Below are 15,895 nucleotides of genomic sequence, written 5' to 3'. Positions count from 1 at the left end.
CTGAAAAAGACTGCCTTGAATTCAGGCATGTTGATTTGCGTCAACGACGCTTGATCGCAACTCTGGAAGCGTAAGGCCATCGGGATCATCACAAATGATTTGGCGGTTTCTTCATGCGCAACGATTTTCATGCCGATCTAATCGATTTAAGCGTTGAGCCTCCGTTCTTCCGGTGCCTGAAGGGTGTCTGCCATGGATAACGGTCAGGAATGTAGCAACGGGCTGTCGTCTACCGCGTGCGATGTTGGCGCGGTTCCCGCGGAAGAGATAGCTGCGATCTGCCAGACCTTCGGTAACGACAAACACCGGATGCTGGACATCCTGCGGGCGGTCCAGGACCGTTATCACTGCATTTCACCCTCCACGATGGACAGGGTCGCGGCGGAGACCGGTCTCACCCGTATCCAGGTGGAAGGTGTTGCAAGTTTCTATTCGTTTCTCTCCCTGACGCCGAAGGGCCGGGTCACCATCCGCCTGTGTGACGACATCGTCGACCGCTATGCGGGACTGGCGGAAGTCGCGGCCGCCTTCGAGGAAGTGCTCGACATTCGTATGGGCGAGACATCCGCGGACAGGGCTTTCTCGCTCGAGTACACGCCCTGTATCGGCATGTGCGACCAGGCCCCCGCCGCGATGATCAACGACGTGGTTCTGACCCGGCTGACGGCCGATACGGCCCGGGCCTTGGCCGAGGTTCTGAAAGCGGGCCGGACGCCGGACCATCTGATCAGCGAGCGCTTTGCCGAACTGACGCCGCATGAGCGCGCGACCCGGATGGTCGACAACAATATCCGCCACGCCGGTGAGGTGCTGCTCGGACCGGTGCCGGAAGACGCGGGGCTGGACAAGGCCGCCGCGATGATGCCGTCACTGATCATCGCCGCTATCGAGGAAAGCGGCCTGCGCGGTTGCGGCGGCGCCGGGTTCACGACCGGACACAAGTGGCGCTTCGCTGCAGCAGAAAGGGCCGAGAAGCGCTTTATCCTGTGCAATGCGGACGAAGGCGAGCCGGGAACCTTCAAGGACCGGGTGCTTCTGACCGAGAGACCGCATCTCCTGATCGAGGGCATGACGATCGCCGCCAGGGCCGTCGGTGCCAACGAAGGCATACTTTATCTGCGCGGCGAGTATGTCTATCTGCGCGAACTGCTTGAACAGGTGCTGGAGGACCGCCGCCGCCGGGGGCTTCTGGGCAAGAGCATTCACGGCATTCGAAACTTTGATTTCGACGTCCGTCTGCAACTCGGGGCGGGTGCCTATATCTGTGGCGAGGAAGGCGCGCTGATCAGCTCCTGCGAGGGGCTGCCGGGCGAGCCGAAGACCCGTCCGCCTTTCCCGGTCAACCGTGGCTATCTCGGACATCCGACGGTCGTCAACAATGTCGAGACCTTCTGCCAGGCGGCGCGCATTCTGGACAGGGGCGCGGATTGGTTCCACGCGATGGGCACGGAAGGCTCGCACGGCACCAAGCTGTTCTCCATCTGCGGCGACTGCCTCAATCCCGGCATCTACGAGCTTCCCTATGGCCATACCCTCCGGGAGGTCCTGGAAATGGCCGGCGGGCAGGATGCGGCGGCTGTCCAGGTCGGCGGTCCGAGCGGAACGATGATTGCCCGGGACAGCTTTCACCGCAAACTGACCTTCGACGACCTGGCCACCGGCGGCGCGATCATCGTCTTCAACGGGGAGCGCAACATTCTCGAGATCGTTGAATATTACATGTCCTTCTTCGTGCATGAGAGCTGCGGCTATTGCACGCCATGCCGGGTCGGCAATGTGTTCCTGCAGAAGGCGATCGGCAAGTTCCGCAAGGGGCTCGCGAACCCGGAGGACATCGATTATCTGAAGGAACTTTCCGGCACGATCATCGAAACGAGCCGGTGCGGCCTGGGCATGACCTCGCCGAACCCGATCCTCTCGACCTTGCAGAATTTTCCGCTTGTCTATTCGGCTGTGACCAAGCCGAACAAGGACGGCATTCGCGACACGTTCGACATCCAGTCGGCCATCGATGGCGCGCGCAAGATCGCCAAGCGCCGCTCCTACATCTTCGACAGGGACTTCACGCAATGAGCGGCACGAAGAAAGAGACCGGCTTCACCTTCACGATCGACGGGGTCGAGATCACCGCCTACGCCGGTGAAACGATCATGGAAGCTGCCGACACAGCAGGGGTCTACATCCCGCGTCTGTGTGATCATGAGGGCCTGCGCCATCAGGGCAGTTGCCGCGTATGCACGGTCAAGGCGGGCGGGCGCAGCGTGGCCGCCTGCACGCAGCCCGCGGCTCCCGGACAGGCGGTGGAGAACGAAAGCCCGCATCTGACCAAGATGCGCCGGGATCTGGTGGAGATGCTGTTCCACGAAGGCAATCATCTGTGTCCGATATGCGAGGCGAGCGGCAATTGCGAATTGCAGGCGATGGCATATCGGCTCGACATGACCGAGACGACGCGGTTTCCCTATCTGGAACCCTGCCGGGCGCTGGACGCCTCGCATCCCGATATCGCGCTGGACACCAACCGCTGCATCAGTTGCGGGCGCTGCATCCGCGCGTCGGAGGACGTCGATGGCAAGGGGGTCTTCGGCTATGTCGGACGCGGCATTCACCGAAGGGTCGCGGTGAACGGCGAAAATCTCGCCGATACGGATGCGCAGGTGACGGATCATGCGATTTCATCAGAGGTCTGTCCTGTCGGTTGCATCATTCGCAAGCGAGTCGGTTTCGTCACGCCCATTGGCGAGCGGGAATTCGACAAGGGTCTGATCGGTCACGAAATCGAGGCGAGGCGCAAATGAGCGAGCTTCCGAAGGCACGTATCGCGACCGTATCGCTGGCCGGCTGTTTCGGCTGCCACATGGCGATCCTCGATATCGACGAGCGCCTGATCGATCTGATGCAGCTGGTTGACGTCGATCGTTCGCCGTTGACGGACAAGAAGCGCTTCACCACGCGCTGCGACATCGGCATCATAGAGGGCGGCTGCTGCAACGAGGAGAACGTGCATGTGCTGCACGACTTCCGGCGCAATTGCGACGTGCTGATCGCTCTTGGCCAATGCGCCATCATGGGAGGTCTGCCGGCCATGCGCAATGCGATCATGCATTCGGACGCTCCGCTCCGGGAGTGTCTGGAGGAAGCCTATATCACCGGCAAATATATCCGTAACACGACCCACAACGTACCAAACGATCCGGCGCTGCCATTGCTGCTGGACGACGTCTATCCGTGTTCGGAAGTGGTGGAGATCGACTATCAGATTCCCGGTTGCGCACCGGGCGGCGACATTATTTTCGACACGCTCTCGAAGCTGCTGACCGGAAAATTCCGGGGCTTCGAGCGTGAGATGATCAAATTCGACTGAGGCGCGAGACCGACATGAGCGAACCCAGACTGATCGAGATCTCGCCGGTCACCCGCGTGGAGGGCCACGGCAAGGTGACCATTCACCTCAATGCGGACAACGAAGTCGACGAGGCACGGCTGCATATCGTCGAGTTCCGCGGCTTCGAGCGGTTCATCCGGGGCAGGCTCATGTGGGAAGTGCCGGTGATCGTGCAACGGTTGTGCGGCATCTGCCCGGTGAGCCACCATCTGGCGGCGGCCAAGGCGATGGACATGATCGCCGGCGTCGATCAGCTCACCCCGACGGCGGAAAAGATGCGCCGGCTGATGCATTACGGCCAGGTGATGCAGTCGCACGTGCTGCATTTCTTTCATCTGGCCGCTCCGGACCTGTTGTTCGGTTTCGGTGCGCCGGCGGAAAAGCGCAACATCTTCGAGGTGATCAAGGAAAAGCCGGAGCTCGGAAAGCGCGCAATTCTGATGCGCAAATACGGTCAGGAAATCATCGAGGCGACGGCCGGCAAGAAGGTGCATGGCACGGGCGCCATTCCCGGCGGCATCAACCGCAATCTGCCTGTCGAGCGCCGCGACCACTTTCTCGGGTCGATAGATGAAATGACCGAATGGGCACAGGATGCGGTGAAACTCGCTCGCGACTACACGCTGGAGCACGAGGACCTGGTGGCCGAATTCGGCTCCTTTCCCTCCAACTACATGTCCCTGGTACGGGAAAGCGACGGCGCGCTGGATCTATATCACGGCAATCTCCGGGCGCTCAGTTCCACCGGCGAGATGCTTTTCGACCAGGTGCCCTACAGCAGATATCACGAGCTGATCGTGGAGGATGTACGCTCCTGGTCCTATATGAAGTTTCCCTTCATCCGGGAGATGGGGCCGGACGACGGCTGGTACCGGGTCGGGCCGCTGGCGCGCATGAACACGGCGAGCTTCATCGACACGCCGCTGGCGGACGCCGCGCTCAAGGAGTTGAAGGCGGTGACCTGCGGCACACCGAACAATTCGACGCTTGCCAATCACTGGGCGCGCATGATCGAGGTGCTGCATTGCGTGGAGAAGATGCGCGAGCTTCTGCACGATCCCGATCTTCAGGGCACCGATCTGATCGCGACAGGCGACCGGCGTGAGGAGGGCATCGGCGTGATCGAGGCCCCGCGCGGCAATCTCATTCATCACTACAAGGTCGATGAGCACGACCAGGTCACCTACTGCAACCTGATCGTCTCCACGACCCATAACAACGAGGGCATGAACCGGGCGGTGAAGGATGTCGCGATCAAGCACCTGTCCGGCAAGGAGCAGATCACCGAAGGCATGCTCAACCATGTCGAGGTGGCGATCCGCGCCTATGACCCGTGCCTGTCCTGCGCCACCCACGCCCTCGGTCAGATGCCGCTGCAGGTGGAGCTGTTCAACGCGGAAGGCGGTCTGCTCGACAGCAGAACGCAGTGTGTTTGATGGGGCAGGGCCCTGCATCAAATACACTGCCGTCCCGGCTCAAGACCGGGACGGCGGAACGTGCGTTGAAGCGCAACGTGATTTCCGGGATCCGGGAAGGTATCGGCGCTGCGGATCCGAGAAGGGAAAAGGAATGCTTCTGATCGGGTACGGTAATCCGGGACGCGGGGATGACGGGCTTGGCCCGGCGTTTTCGGAAGGCATGGCCGCGCGTGGTCTGCCGGTACTGGATGTGGATACCGATTACCAGCTTGTCGCCGAGCATGCGTTGACGGTTTCCGGCCACGATCTGGTGGTGTTCGCGGATGCCGAAATCAACGGCGAAGAAGCGTTTTCCTTCAGGGAAGTGTCGCCCGGCGCTCCGGAGGTTCTGGGCAGTCACAGCCTGGTCCCGGAAACGGTTCTCGCCCTTTGCGAAACGCTCTACGGCGCCTCGCCGCGCGCCTTTGTGCTCGGCATTTCCGGGTATGACTATGGTGAGGTGAAAGAGGGGCTCTCGGACAAGGCGGCGGTCAATCTGGCCGAAGCGGAAACGTTCTTCCTGAACTGGCTGGCGGAAACCGTTCCATTGGAGGCGGCGGCCCATGCATGAAATGTCGCTCTGCGAGAGCATTCTCGACATTCTGAAGGATCAGGCGGCCACGGACCACTTCAGCCGGGTCAAACGCGTTCGTATCGATATCGGCCCGCTCTCCTGCGTGGAGCCAGAAGCGCTGCAGTTCGGCTTTGACGTTGTCATGAAAGGTTCTTTAGCGGAAGGGGCGGTGCTGGAGATTGCGCGTCCGCCTGCCGAAGCTCTGTGTCTGTCCTGTTTCAAGACCGTCCCGGTGAAAGAGCTGTTCGATACCTGCGCTGAGTGCGGCTCGGAAGCCCTGCAGGTCGTGAGCGGGGAAGACCTGAAAATCCGGGAACTGGAGGTGGTGTGATGTGTACGGTTTGCGGTTGCAGTACCAGCCATGTGCATGGGCACAAGCATGGTGATGATCCCGATCATGATCATGGGACAGGTCATGTCCACTTCGGTGAAGGCGATGCCGGGCTCTCGGTGCCGGGCATGAGCCAGTCGCGTCTGATACGACTGGAAGCTGATATTCTCGGCAAGAACGATGCTCATGCCGACCGGAACAGGACACTCCTTGCTGAAAAAACCGTTCTGGCGCTCAACCTGGTGTCCAGTCCGGGGTCTGGAAAGACGACGCTGTTGGTGGAAACCCTGAAGCGGCTTGCGGGCAATACGCCGGCTGCGGTCATCGAAGGGGATCAGCAGACCTCCAACGATGCCGACCGCATCCGTGAAACGGGCGCGCCGGCCATCCAGATCAACACCGGCAAGGGCTGTCATCTCGATGCGCATATGGTTGGTCGTGCCCTCGAAAAGCTGCCGCTTGAACCGGGAGGCATCCTTTTCATCGAGAATGTCGGCAATCTGGTCTGCCCGGCCGGTTTCGATCTCGGCGAAGCCTTCAAGGTGGTGATCCTGTCGGTGACCGAAGGCGAGGACAAGCCGCTGAAATATCCCGATATCTTCGCCAGGGCCGATGTGATGATCCTCAACAAGACCGATCTTCTGCCGCATGTCGATTTCTGTGTCGGGGCGGCGGTTGCCAATGCGAAGCGGGTCAACAGCGGTATCAGGGTGTTGCAGGTCTCGGCCCGTACGGGCGAGGGGTTTGACGGCTGGATGAACTGGCTGGAAGACGTGCGCACCGTGCACGCGGCAAATCCGGCCCCGCTGGCCGCGGAATAGGAGATCCCGCTCATGTGCCTTGCCATCCCCGCAATGGTGGTTTCCATCGACGCTGACGACATGGCGACCGTCGCGCTGGAAGGCATCAGGAAGCCGGTCTCCACGGCTCTGCTCGAAGACGTGGCGGTCGGAGACTATGTTCTCGTCCATGTCGGCTTTGCATTGCACAAGCTCAGTGTGGAGGAGGCGGAGCGCACGCTTCAGTTGATGGCTGAAACCGGTGTTCTGGCGGAGGAACTCGCGGAGATGGCCGGGGAGGCGGGCGCATGAAATATATTCGCGAATTCCGCGACGGCGGGCTCGCCCGCAAGCTCGCTGCGGCCATTAGCAGGGAAGCGGATCCGGATCGGCATTACAACCTGATGGAATTCTGCGGCGGGCATACCCACGCCATCTTCCGCTATGGTGTGCAGGATCTGGTTCCCGCGAATGTCGAATATGTTCATGGTCCCGGTTGCCCGGTCTGCGTGCTGCCTGTCCGCCGCCTGGACGATGCGGTTGAGCTTGCGCTGAAAGAAGGCGTGATCCTCACCACTTACGGCGACATGATGCGGGTGCCGGGCACAAAGCAGAAAAGCCTGATCCGGGCGAGGGCAGAAGGTGCGGACATCCGCATGGTCTATTCCACGCAGGATGCGCTCAATGTGGCGCGGGACAATCCGGACCGGCAGGTCGTTTTCTTCGCCATCGGTTTCGAGACCACCACCCCGCCGACGGCCGTTGCCATCCTGCAGGCGCAGGCGGAAGGCCTGACGAACTTCACCGTCTTCTGCAATCATGTGCTGACCCCGCCCGCCATCGCCCATATCGTCAATGCACCGTTCGAGCCTGGTGAAAAACCGGTGCGGATCGACGGGTTCCTCGGGCCGTCCCATGTCAGCTCGGTCATCGGCTGGGCGCCCTATGAACCGGCAGCGCGGGAGTTCAAAAAGCCTGTGGTGATCGCCGGTTTCGAGCCGCTTGACGTGATGCAGTCGACCCTGATGCTGATCCGCCAGATCAACAAGGGGCGCCACGTGGTGGAAAACCAGTACACCAGGGTCGTCACGCGCGAGGGAAACCGCAAGGCGCAGAGCCTCGTCGCTCAGGTGCTGGAGCTGCGCAGAACCTTTGAATGGCGCGGCCTTGGTTATGTCCCCGACAGTGCCTTGAGGATCCGTGACACCTATGCAGCGTTCGACGCTGAAAAACGCTTCACGGTCAGCCCGAAGGACTCCCGGGAGGTCAAGTCCTGTGAATGCCCGGCGATCCTGCGCGGCGTGAAAAAACCGACGGAGTGCAAGCTGTTCGGAACGGTCTGCACACCGGACAATCCGATGGGAGCCTGCATGGTTTCCTCGGAAGGCGCCTGTGCCGCCTACTGGACCTATGGACGTAAACGCGGGGCTGCGATTCCGGCAAAGGGAGCCGCTGCATGAACAGCGTGAACGCTCCGCCGAAATACCGCACCGGTGCTGTCGACATGACCCATGGCGGCGGCGGCCGCGCAACGGCGGAGCTGATAGAAGACCTGTTCCACCGTCATCTGAAAAACCCGATCCTCGATCAGCGGCACGATGCGGCGGTTTTCGATGTGCCGCCGGGGCGGTTGGTGATGTCCACCGATGCGCATGTCATCTCGCCGCTGTTCTTTCCCGGTGGCGATATCGGCTCGCTGTCGGTGCACGGCACCTTGAACGATATCGCCATGGCGGGGGCACGTCCGCTGTCGCTGACCGCGAGCTTTATTCTGGAGGAAGGCTTTCCGCTGGCCGATCTGGAACGGATCGTCATGTCCATGGCACGGGCCGCGCAGGAGGCCGGCGTTCCGGTTGTCTCCGGCGATACCAAGGTGGTGGAGAAGGGCAAGGGCGACGGTGTCTTCATCACGACGGCTGGTGTGGGCGTTCTGCCGGACGGCGTTTCGATTTCGCCGTCCGCCGCACGGCCGGGTCAGGTCGTGCTGCTGTCAGGGTCCATCGGCGATCATGGCGTGGCGATCCTGTCCAAACGGGAAAATCTGGAGTTCGAAACGGAAATTCTTTCCGACAGCGCGGCGCTGCACTCACTCGTGGCTGACATGATCGCAGCCGTTCCCGGCATTGCCGTCCTGCGTGACCCGACGCGTGGCGGCCTGGCCACCGCGCTCAATGAAATCGCACATGCGTCAGGGGTTGGTGTGACCCTTGAGGAAGATGCCATCCCGGTCGGGCCTGACGTGGAAGGCGCCTGCGAATTGCTTGGGCTCGATCCGCTTTATGTCGCCAACGAAGGCAAGCTGATCTGTATCTGCGCTGCCGCCGATGCCGATCTTCTGCTGGAGATCATGCGCGCCCATCCGCTCGGGAGGCTGTCGGCAAAAGTCGGCAAGATTGTCGAGGATGCCGACAGGATGGTGGTGATGCAGACCGGCTTTGGGGGATCCCGCGTCGTCGATTGGCTGTCGGGCGAGCAGTTGCCGAGGATCTGCTGAGGGTGTGGGACAGGAGGGCTTGGGAATTGTGCTCGCGTTGCTCACGCTGATGTCTGGATCCCGGATCGTCGGGCAGCCTTGCTGCACTTGTCCGGGATGATGGAAGAAAGTTTAGACCCAGAACTTGCAAGTCTTCTCGAGGCTGTCATTCCAGACAGCATGGCGCGACAGTGCCACTGCGTGATCGGGAATCCGGATATCAGCGTGAGCAAAGCGGACACTCAAACGCATTGAAACAGGCAAACTTTCAGCGCGGCCCCGGTCCGGAACGACCCGGCGACGTTACCCGCCCTTGACCTTCAGCTTGCCGCTGTCCTTGCCGTTTTCGCTGTCGTTGGTCCAGGTGATGCGCAGGTCGAGGCGGGACTGGTCGTCCTCTGCGGTGGCGGTGACGCGCAGGTTCATCAGGCCCTTGGGTTCAAGGATGATCTCGCCTGTATCGTCGCCGAACTGCAGTTCACCCTTGGCGATGCCCCGCTTGACCGCGTCGAGCAGTTTCTGGATGGACTTCCTGTCCTGCAGGGACTGGTGCCGGAAGCGGCCTTTTCGTTCCATCATTGCGACAGTCCGTGTTGCTGGAGAAACCGTGCCGGGTTGAACAGTTTGGCGTGCGGGTAGTCGCGGCTGATGCCCAGAATATTGCCGTCTGGATAAATGATCGTCGCTCCGCTGCCGATACCTTCCAGACCCTCGATGCTTCTCGAGTGCCGGTCAAGGGTGATGTCCGCTTCCAGGTGCAGCAGGCCGTGTCTGGACGTCAGTTCCTGGCCGTTATGCCGATTGACGTGCCCCTGGACGAGAAGCTTGATGCCTGCGAGATGGAGTTCCTCCACGCCGGCTTCCGTCAGGGGGTGATCCACGTCCCGGTACTTGGTGCGCATCAGATTTGCGAGGGTGCCCGAATAGAAAACGAAAGGGTCTTTCCGGCTTTCCTTCCTGAAGCGCCGGTTGACATGGGCGATACCCTTCCTGGAAATCTGCGCGGCCATGTGATCGTCGATACCGGCATGCACGAAGAGCAGCGAGCCGCTCTGATGGACCGCTTTCATGCTGCGGAAAAACCAGGCGTAGTGACCTGAAGGGTCGGCGAACAGCTCCCTGCATTTCAGCGCCGCAGCATAAAGCTGGCGGATGTTAAGGCCGCAGTCGGCGGCATGGTCGGCGAATTTCTCCGTCTTCCTTTTCAGGCGCCGCATTTCCTTGGCGATGGCTGCCTTGTTCATGTATGGGGCGGCTGCCCTCGGGAACTGCTTCGTCCATTTTTTCCCGGGCACCATCAGGTCCAGACAGGTCGCCTCGTCGGGGACGTCTTCCATCGCGGTCTCGGCATTCACGTGGCGCTCGAATACCTCTTTCAAGAGCGGCATGACTTTCTTGCCCATGCGCACAAACATGTGGGCGCTGAGAGAATTGCGTTTCACGGTCAGCGCTTCGAGACCGAGAAACAGCCGCAAGTCGTGATTGCCGGCCAGCAGAACCACGTCCGCGCCGGATTTCATCAGTCTGGCGAGGCTGTCGAGCAGGTCGAGGTTGCTCGGGCCCTTGTCGAGACAATCGCCGCCGATGACAATCTGGCAGCTTCGGCCGAAGGGCGTAAGTGTGAAATCGGTCAGGTCTTCGCTCCCGCGCAGGATTACCCTCGCGGTGACGAGGGAGCGCAGCAGGCTTTCGGCATCCGCATGCAGATCGGAAATGAAAACCACCGGCTTTTCCGGCCAGTCCCATTGGCCGAGCGCATTGGTCCTTGCAAGACTGGCGGCAACATCCGGCCAGTCCCATTGGCCGAGCGCATTGGTCCTTGCAAGACTGGCGGCAACATCCGGCGCGCGGGTGCAAGGCATCTGGGCGTCGCCGCGCCTGTCCAGTGGCCAGACGATGCAGCTTTCCGGGATGCCGAGTTCAGCGTCACGGGCGATCCACGGAAGAAATGGGGTTGGATGCGTCATGATCGTCGCTCCTTGATATCAGTCCACTGCGGTTTCCGGAATGCGGCGCTGTTTCCAGGCACCACAGTGATGTGACCAGATGCCGTCCGCGCCGGTTTTCAGAACGACGGGCCTTGCGTGGTGCATGCTCAACATCCGGATCTCTTCGAATTCCAGAACACCCAGATGATGGGCGGCATGGCGCATGGCTGCGCCGTGGCCGACAAAGATCTGCGCATTCGCATCGGGATGCCGTTCATCAAGCTTGCCGAGCTGTTCCTTCACAAAAGCGGCAACCCGTTCCCCCGCCTCCATCAGGCTTTCCGCGCCCTGGAACGGCAGCGTGTAGTGGCTGTCCGACTTCCAGTCGCCGGGTGGCGGCGCATGACGGGGATCGTCGGCCAGAACCTGTTCGATTTCAGCGCCTGTCAGATTGGCCAGCGCTCCGACGCTGCGCTCCGCAAGTGCTTCGTGTTCGCTCACGGCAAGGGGTAATCCGGATGCCTCTGAAAGCGACTGACACATCAGGGTAGCCGTTTGCCATGCGCGCTGTTGTCTTGAGGAGAAAACCTCCGGGGCGATCTGCCAGCTTTCGTTTTCGGCCAGTCGTGCGAGTGCGCTACCGGCTTCCAGAGCCTGTGCCTTTCCGGCATTCGTCAGACCATGGGGCTGCAGGGCGCTCGGCGTCTCCGGCTTCTGGCGGTAGTCGCCGTGGCGCAGCAAGATGGCGTAGCGGGTGGTCATGTGGAACTTCCCAGCAACTGTGCACCTTCGTCGAACAGGGCATCGAAATCGATTTGTCCGGAGACTTCCCAGACCTGAATGCCGGCAAGCGCATCCAGATAGGCGGTTTGGTCGATCGGTGACCGGTTGCACCAGAAAGACCCGTCCTGCAACTGGTAGAACGGCCCGGGGCTCTTCATGATCGCGGAGAGAAGATCCGCGCGATCCTTCAGGTCCACCTTTGTCACGCTGGTCGCGTCATCGCTGTGGTGCGACCAGTTCAGCACCCAGAAGTCGGTCAGCCCGGTTTCATGGGCGATGCGGCCGGGACCGTAGATATCCTCGATGAAGAGGTCGTATTTTTCTTCAATGTGCCAGAGTTCGTCCGGTTCCATGTTGCGCAGTTCTTCCTCACGCTCCTCGTCGATGAGGCCGGAAAGGCGGGCATTGGTGACAATCGTGCCCGGGTTGATGCGCGGCAGTTTCGGGATGCCGAGTGCGTCGGTACGGCTGCCCGATTTGCGAACCAGCAGGCGGTCGTTGGTGACATATTGCGTGCCTTCGATTTCCATCAGGCGCAGCATGGTCGTGGATTTGCCGCCGCCGGACAGCCCCGAAATGGCGAGGCCCTTGTGTGCCGTGCGAACCGCCGCCGCATGGCAGACAGCCCAACCTCCTCTTTGAAAATGATTGAGGATCTGGGTGTTGATGAAGTTGATCACCTGGTTCGGGTTGGTCTCGGTCGGACCGAAGGCAATCGCCCATTCCTTCGCCTGCAGGAAGCGGACACCGGTGCGGACCTTCAACACGAGACGTCCGTTTTCAAACTCGCAGACGGCGTCCTTGCGCCCGGTCGTCTTGCCGGGGTCCCGCGCCCAGTCTGTGTAGTCCACCGTGAACGGCAACTCTGCCGTGCCCAGAACATGGACGGTTATGTCCGGATTTCCGGGCGCGGAGATCACATGCTGAAAGTAGCGCAGCAGTTCGGCCAGCAGCGTTTCCGAGACACACCGGACTTCGACGACCAACCCGCCGACAGTCAGACAAACCTGGTCGCATGCGCCGGTCGCCCGCACGGGGGCAAGCGCATCGACAATATGCTGAACGCCGATCCTGTTCATGCTGACACCTTCGCAGTTACATAGTCGGCATAGAGCGATGCGGCATCGATGGACGCGCCTTCGAGTGCTCCCTTGAAACCGCCGAAGGCCGAGACTTCGAATACGATCGGACCGTCATCGGTCAGCCCCACGTCCACGGTCGTGAAATCCAGATCGAAAGGCGCCTGCGCGCGGCGGGCAAGATCGATCAGATCACCGTCCGGTTCGAACGGCTCGTACTTGCCGCCATGCAGGATCGTGGTGTTCCAGCTGCCGGTCTGCGTGACCCGGGCATAGGTTCCCAGATACTCCCCACCCAGAAACACCATGCCGAGATCGCGTCCGGACAGCCTGACTTTCTGCTGCAGATAGATTACCGGGTTTTCCTCCTTGAATTCGGTTATCCGCTGCCGGATAGGGACTTGGCCCTCGTCGGCGTCCATCACGAGCATGCCGCGGGCCTTGGTGGAAAAGAGCGGCTTGAACACGGCGCTGCCGAAGCGTTCGAGAGCGGCGAGCGCGTCGTCGACGTTTTCGGTCACGCATGTCGCCGGCATCGCAATGCCTGCGTTGGCAAGGGTGATCGTGCAGCTCAGACGGTTGACCAGACCCAGAATCGACCGCGTGCTTGAAAAGGTCCTGACACCGCAGGCCTCGGCGACCCGCAACATCTCCAGACGGTCCAACGTCGCCGGACTGTAGTTCTGGCTGATTTTCTTGATGACGAGACCGTCAAGATCGCACAGGTTCCGGCCGTTGGCGAAAAGCGTCCGGTTTTCCAGATCGAGGAGGGCATCTGCCATGTCGACCACGCAGCGGAAACCGGTCCGCGTCTCCAGCGCGTCCGCCAGAACCTCGGTGGACCATTTTCCCGGAATGCCGACAACGCCGATTTTCAGGTCAGTCAACAAAGATCTCCTTCATCTGAAGCCGGAATTTGGCTTCTCCGCCGGGTGGGCAGGCGAGCGCCTGTTCGATCAGGTAGCGTGCCCGCAGCCACATGCGCCGGGCGTGGTATTTGTCGAAAATGAACCGGGTGGAACTCGCGAACGAGCGGGCCAGTCCGAGGGCAAGCCGGTATTCGAACGTCTCGTCTCCCTGCTTGCGCGCGAAGGCGCGCGCCGACTTGAAGAACGACTGGGAGACATTCATGATCCGGCGCCTGGTTTCGAGATCGAGAACCTGGAGGCGGTAGTTCGAGACCATGAAAACCGACACATCCTGAACATAATCCATGTACCGCGAACGGTGAAGGTCGATGAAATGGATGCGATTCTCACCCGGGTCGAAGATGATGTTGTCGACGTTGAAATCTCCGTGAATGTAGACGGAGAAGGGTGCAGCCACTTTCGCCTCGCGTTCGGCGGCTTCCGCGATCAGTGCGTCGAAGGATGGGAGGACTTCACCTGAAAACCGGATCGTTGTGTCCTTGAATTCAGGATGCACCCGGCGCACCGACCCCAGCCGTCTGGAGAGTTGCTGCATGTTGCCCGGTTCGGCCGGTTCAGTGGTCCTGGTCTGTTTCCAGATGTCCTTCAAGGTGGCGGCAAGGCAGGCAAGCGCGGTTTCGCAGAGCGCATCGGTTTCACTGAGCACGATATGCTCGAAAGTCAGGCCGGGAAGGTGCTCGATCAGAAGCGCTGCCGACTGATCGCGTTTCCGGTAGGAGAGGATCTTCGGGGCGAGGCCGGGATAGATCGAATGCCAGCTCTTCACGCCCTGGCGCTCCTCCTTCACCTTGCTTTTTTCTCCGTCCTTGAAGACGGCGGCCACGGTTTCCGTCTTTCTGTCCCTTATCGCCGAAATGGAACTGCCCGAACGGGTCTCGGCGATGGTCTCAACCTTCATGTCGTCGCCATTGCCTTCCAGGTCCGACATCAAACTCTGAAGGGCGAAATAGCGTTCGAAATTGACCGCCTGACCGATGTTTGCGGAAATCACCGCTTCACTGATGGCTTTCAGGGTTTCACCCATACGCTGGAAATTGCTGGCAACCAGCAAGCTGTTGGCAATGTCCGCCGGCAGGACGTCTGGATTGCGCATTTCCCTGGTGTAGATCTTGAAGAGCTTCCGGTAGTCCGCCTCGATCTTGTCCTGCAACTGGCCAATACCGATGGCCCGTTCGCTGTCATTCCTGAAAAAAGCTTCCTCGATCCGGGTGACCCCCTGGCGGACCCGCTGCACGATCGTCGGATAGCGCGCGGGAACAAGTGTCTCGAAGGTTTCGATCCGTTCGACATGACACAGGGACTGGCGGGCCAGATTGGCAAGGCGCTGCAGATCGGTTGCGATGAACTCCAGGCTGCGCAGGGTAAGATGCGCACGGTTGTTCTTGCCGGTTCCAGCCATCCGCCGCACACAGGCAGCGTGAATGCGGGTCTTCAGATTATGCGCGTATCCGGCCCGGTCCATGATCCGGCGCGCGGTCGCTGCGGTCGGGTCCGCAAAGAACGCTTCCAACTGACCCAGTTGGCCATCGATCTCCGCGCACAGAAAATGGAGATTTTCCCGGATGCTTTTCGGTACATTAGTCATTTTCAGGTCCGAGATAAACTTCGGGCCCCCGCGTACAGCCTTGGGGAAACAGTTTTGTGACATAGGCCGGACGAAGTTGTTGACTGTTTTCGGCAGTGATCCAGCGTGTGCCGGTCTGGTGAGGGTCCGGATGGCTGCCGAGAACGGGCGTGTAGTCTTCGGGAACGCTGCACGCGAAGACAAAATCGATCCGATGCTGCCGGTCGGCGCTGCCGGCTTTGAACCTGTAGACCTCCGCGACATGCAGAAGGCTGCCAACCGTCACATCCGCGCCAACCTCTTCCCGGCATTCGCGCTTCAGACACTCGGGAAGGGTCTCTCCGGGGTCCTGTCTGCCTCCGGGAAGCGTGTAGTAAAGGCCCTTTTCCGGATGGAGTTTTTCCTGAACCAGCAACATGCCGCCGCGCAGGATGAACGCGCGCGGGGTCGGGCGTATGAAGGGTCTGAACTCGGGCGAGGGATGGTTTTGTGTCGGAATTGCTCTTGGCTCCATTCCCGGGGCCACCTGACCCCGAAAGCGCCCCCTTGACGGGTGCGCCCGGTTTTTGAGTATAGACGAGTCTCCCATGCCCGGCCAATGCATCTCCCGCCG

17 protein-coding genes are annotated in these 15,895 nt (G+C 60.8%); 10 read left to right on the top strand and 7 right to left on the bottom strand.

All coding sequences use genetic code 11. The annotated features are described in order from the left end of the window. The first annotated feature begins 192 nt into the window (after window positions 1-192). The 10 genes from OA90_RS01385 (at window position 193) to hypE (ending at window position 9,020) form a co-directional block, all read left to right on the top strand. Window positions 193-2,073 carry an NAD(P)H-dependent oxidoreductase subunit E gene (locus tag OA90_RS01385; protein WP_082836775.1) on the top strand — a complete coding sequence of 627 codons (1,881 nt, stop codon included), beginning with the start codon at window positions 193-195 and terminating at the stop codon, window positions 2,071-2,073. Then, window positions 2,070-2,798 (top strand): 2Fe-2S iron-sulfur cluster-binding protein, encoded by a 729-nt coding sequence (locus tag OA90_RS01380; RefSeq protein WP_068405965.1) that lies wholly within the window; start codon window positions 2,070-2,072, stop codon window positions 2,796-2,798. The genes OA90_RS01385 and OA90_RS01380 overlap by 4 nt, the downstream gene beginning before the upstream one ends. Further along, window positions 2,795-3,364: an NADP oxidoreductase gene (locus tag OA90_RS01375; RefSeq protein ID WP_068405962.1), complete on the top strand. Its 570-nt coding sequence runs from the start codon at window positions 2,795-2,797 to the stop codon at window positions 3,362-3,364. The genes OA90_RS01380 and OA90_RS01375 overlap by 4 nt, the downstream gene beginning before the upstream one ends. Window positions 3,365-3,378: 14 nt before the next feature. Further along, entirely contained in the window at window positions 3,379-4,821 is a 1,443-nt protein-coding gene (locus tag OA90_RS01370; protein ID WP_068405959.1) for a Ni/Fe hydrogenase subunit alpha, read from the top strand. Between the two features lie 133 nt (window positions 4,822-4,954). Further along, on the top strand, window positions 4,955-5,413 hold the full coding sequence (locus tag OA90_RS01365) for a hydrogenase maturation protease (protein ID WP_068405956.1): 459 nt from the start codon (window positions 4,955-4,957) through the stop codon (window positions 5,411-5,413). Continuing rightward, window positions 5,406-5,747 carry a hydrogenase maturation nickel metallochaperone HypA gene (hypA, locus tag OA90_RS01360; protein WP_068405953.1) on the top strand — a complete coding sequence of 114 codons (342 nt, stop codon included), beginning with the start codon at window positions 5,406-5,408 and terminating at the stop codon, window positions 5,745-5,747. Before OA90_RS01365 ends, hypA begins: the two co-directional genes overlap by 8 nt. Next, window positions 5,747-6,568, top strand: coding sequence for a hydrogenase nickel incorporation protein HypB (gene hypB / locus OA90_RS01355; protein ID WP_068405950.1), 822 nt, complete (start codon window positions 5,747-5,749; stop codon window positions 6,566-6,568). Before hypA ends, hypB begins: the two co-directional genes overlap by 1 nt. Before the next feature lie 12 nt (window positions 6,569-6,580). Next, a complete protein-coding gene (locus OA90_RS01350) occupies window positions 6,581-6,838 on the top strand; it encodes a HypC/HybG/HupF family hydrogenase formation chaperone (protein ID WP_068405947.1) in 258 nt (85 codons plus the stop codon). Continuing rightward, window positions 6,835-7,986: a hydrogenase formation protein HypD gene (gene hypD / locus OA90_RS01345; protein ID WP_068405945.1), complete on the top strand. Its 1,152-nt coding sequence runs from the start codon at window positions 6,835-6,837 to the stop codon at window positions 7,984-7,986. The genes OA90_RS01350 and hypD overlap by 4 nt, the downstream gene beginning before the upstream one ends. Beyond that, window positions 7,983-9,020, top strand: coding sequence for a hydrogenase expression/formation protein HypE (gene hypE, locus OA90_RS01340; RefSeq protein WP_068405943.1), 1,038 nt, complete (start codon window positions 7,983-7,985; stop codon window positions 9,018-9,020). The genes hypD and hypE overlap by 4 nt, the downstream gene beginning before the upstream one ends. Window positions 9,021-9,302: 282 nt before the next feature. On the opposite strand, the gene OA90_RS01335 is transcribed toward hypE, so the two are convergent. The 7 genes from OA90_RS01335 to OA90_RS01305 are packed head-to-tail and all read right to left on the bottom strand — an operon-like array spanning window position 9,303 to window position 15,796. Continuing rightward, window positions 9,303-9,578 carry an amphi-Trp domain-containing protein gene (locus OA90_RS01335; protein ID WP_068405940.1) on the bottom strand — a complete coding sequence of 92 codons (276 nt, stop codon included), beginning with the start codon at window positions 9,576-9,578 and terminating at the stop codon, window positions 9,303-9,305. Then, entirely contained in the window at window positions 9,575-10,966 is a 1,392-nt protein-coding gene (locus OA90_RS01330; protein ID WP_068405937.1) for a metallophosphoesterase, read from the bottom strand. The genes OA90_RS01335 and OA90_RS01330 overlap by 4 nt, the downstream gene beginning before the upstream one ends. Before the next feature lie 18 nt (window positions 10,967-10,984). Continuing rightward, complete coding sequence (locus OA90_RS01325; protein ID WP_068405934.1) at window positions 10,985-11,689, bottom strand: histidine phosphatase family protein; 705 nt, start codon at window positions 11,687-11,689, stop codon at window positions 10,985-10,987. Beyond that, window positions 11,686-12,789: an HprK-related kinase B gene (locus OA90_RS01320; protein WP_068405930.1), complete on the bottom strand. Its 1,104-nt coding sequence runs from the start codon at window positions 12,787-12,789 to the stop codon at window positions 11,686-11,688. Before OA90_RS01320 ends, OA90_RS01325 begins: the two co-directional genes overlap by 4 nt. Further along, window positions 12,786-13,676 carry a GAK system ATP-grasp enzyme gene (locus OA90_RS01315; RefSeq protein ID WP_068405927.1) on the bottom strand — a complete coding sequence of 297 codons (891 nt, stop codon included), beginning with the start codon at window positions 13,674-13,676 and terminating at the stop codon, window positions 12,786-12,788. Before OA90_RS01315 ends, OA90_RS01320 begins: the two co-directional genes overlap by 4 nt. Then, window positions 13,669-15,303: a phosphotransferase gene (locus OA90_RS01310; RefSeq protein WP_068405924.1), complete on the bottom strand. Its 1,635-nt coding sequence runs from the start codon at window positions 15,301-15,303 to the stop codon at window positions 13,669-13,671. Before OA90_RS01310 ends, OA90_RS01315 begins: the two co-directional genes overlap by 8 nt. Further along, window positions 15,296-15,796: an NUDIX domain-containing protein gene (locus OA90_RS01305; protein WP_068405921.1), complete on the bottom strand. Its 501-nt coding sequence runs from the start codon at window positions 15,794-15,796 to the stop codon at window positions 15,296-15,298. Before OA90_RS01305 ends, OA90_RS01310 begins: the two co-directional genes overlap by 8 nt. Between the last annotated feature and the right edge of the window lie 99 nt (window positions 15,797-15,895).

The sequence above is a fragment of the Labrenzia sp. OB1 genome (assembly GCF_001624695.1).
Taxonomy (GTDB): Bacteria; Pseudomonadota; Alphaproteobacteria; order Rhizobiales; family Stappiaceae; genus Roseibium.
Note: the sequence above shows the minus strand (reverse complement) of the source record. Positions and strands in the feature narration are given on the sequence as shown.

What these genes read in the sequence shown, in the direction of transcription:
- hypB (WP_068405950.1), top strand. Translation starts at nt 5,747, where the DNA reads ATGTGTACGGTTTGCGGTTGCAGTACCAGCCATGTGCATGGGCACAAG.
- OA90_RS01380 (WP_068405965.1), top strand. Translation starts at nt 2,070, where the DNA reads ATGAGCGGCACGAAGAAAGAGACCGGCTTCACCTTCACGATCGACGGG.
- OA90_RS01325 (WP_068405934.1), bottom strand. Translation starts at nt 11,689, where the DNA reads ATGACCACCCGCTACGCCATCTTGCTGCGCCACGGCGACTACCGCCAG.
- OA90_RS01370 (WP_068405959.1), top strand. Translation starts at nt 3,379, where the DNA reads ATGAGCGAACCCAGACTGATCGAGATCTCGCCGGTCACCCGCGTGGAG.
- hypD (WP_068405945.1), top strand. Translation starts at nt 6,835, where the DNA reads ATGAAATATATTCGCGAATTCCGCGACGGCGGGCTCGCCCGCAAGCTC.
- OA90_RS01365 (WP_068405956.1), top strand. Translation starts at nt 4,955, where the DNA reads ATGCTTCTGATCGGGTACGGTAATCCGGGACGCGGGGATGACGGGCTT.
- OA90_RS01335 (WP_068405940.1), bottom strand. Translation starts at nt 9,578, where the DNA reads ATGATGGAACGAAAAGGCCGCTTCCGGCACCAGTCCCTGCAGGACAGG.
- OA90_RS01320 (WP_068405930.1), bottom strand. Translation starts at nt 12,789, where the DNA reads ATGAACAGGATCGGCGTTCAGCATATTGTCGATGCGCTTGCCCCCGTG.
- OA90_RS01385 (WP_082836775.1), top strand. Translation starts at nt 193, where the DNA reads ATGGATAACGGTCAGGAATGTAGCAACGGGCTGTCGTCTACCGCGTGC.
- OA90_RS01375 (WP_068405962.1), top strand. Translation starts at nt 2,795, where the DNA reads ATGAGCGAGCTTCCGAAGGCACGTATCGCGACCGTATCGCTGGCCGGC.
- OA90_RS01305 (WP_068405921.1), bottom strand. Translation starts at nt 15,796, where the DNA reads ATGGAGCCAAGAGCAATTCCGACACAAAACCATCCCTCGCCCGAGTTC.
- OA90_RS01310 (WP_068405924.1), bottom strand. Translation starts at nt 15,303, where the DNA reads ATGACTAATGTACCGAAAAGCATCCGGGAAAATCTCCATTTTCTGTGC.
- hypE (WP_068405943.1), top strand. Translation starts at nt 7,983, where the DNA reads ATGAACAGCGTGAACGCTCCGCCGAAATACCGCACCGGTGCTGTCGAC.
- OA90_RS01350 (WP_068405947.1), top strand. Translation starts at nt 6,581, where the DNA reads ATGTGCCTTGCCATCCCCGCAATGGTGGTTTCCATCGACGCTGACGAC.
- hypA (WP_068405953.1), top strand. Translation starts at nt 5,406, where the DNA reads ATGCATGAAATGTCGCTCTGCGAGAGCATTCTCGACATTCTGAAGGAT.
- OA90_RS01330 (WP_068405937.1), bottom strand. Translation starts at nt 10,966, where the DNA reads ATGACGCATCCAACCCCATTTCTTCCGTGGATCGCCCGTGACGCTGAA.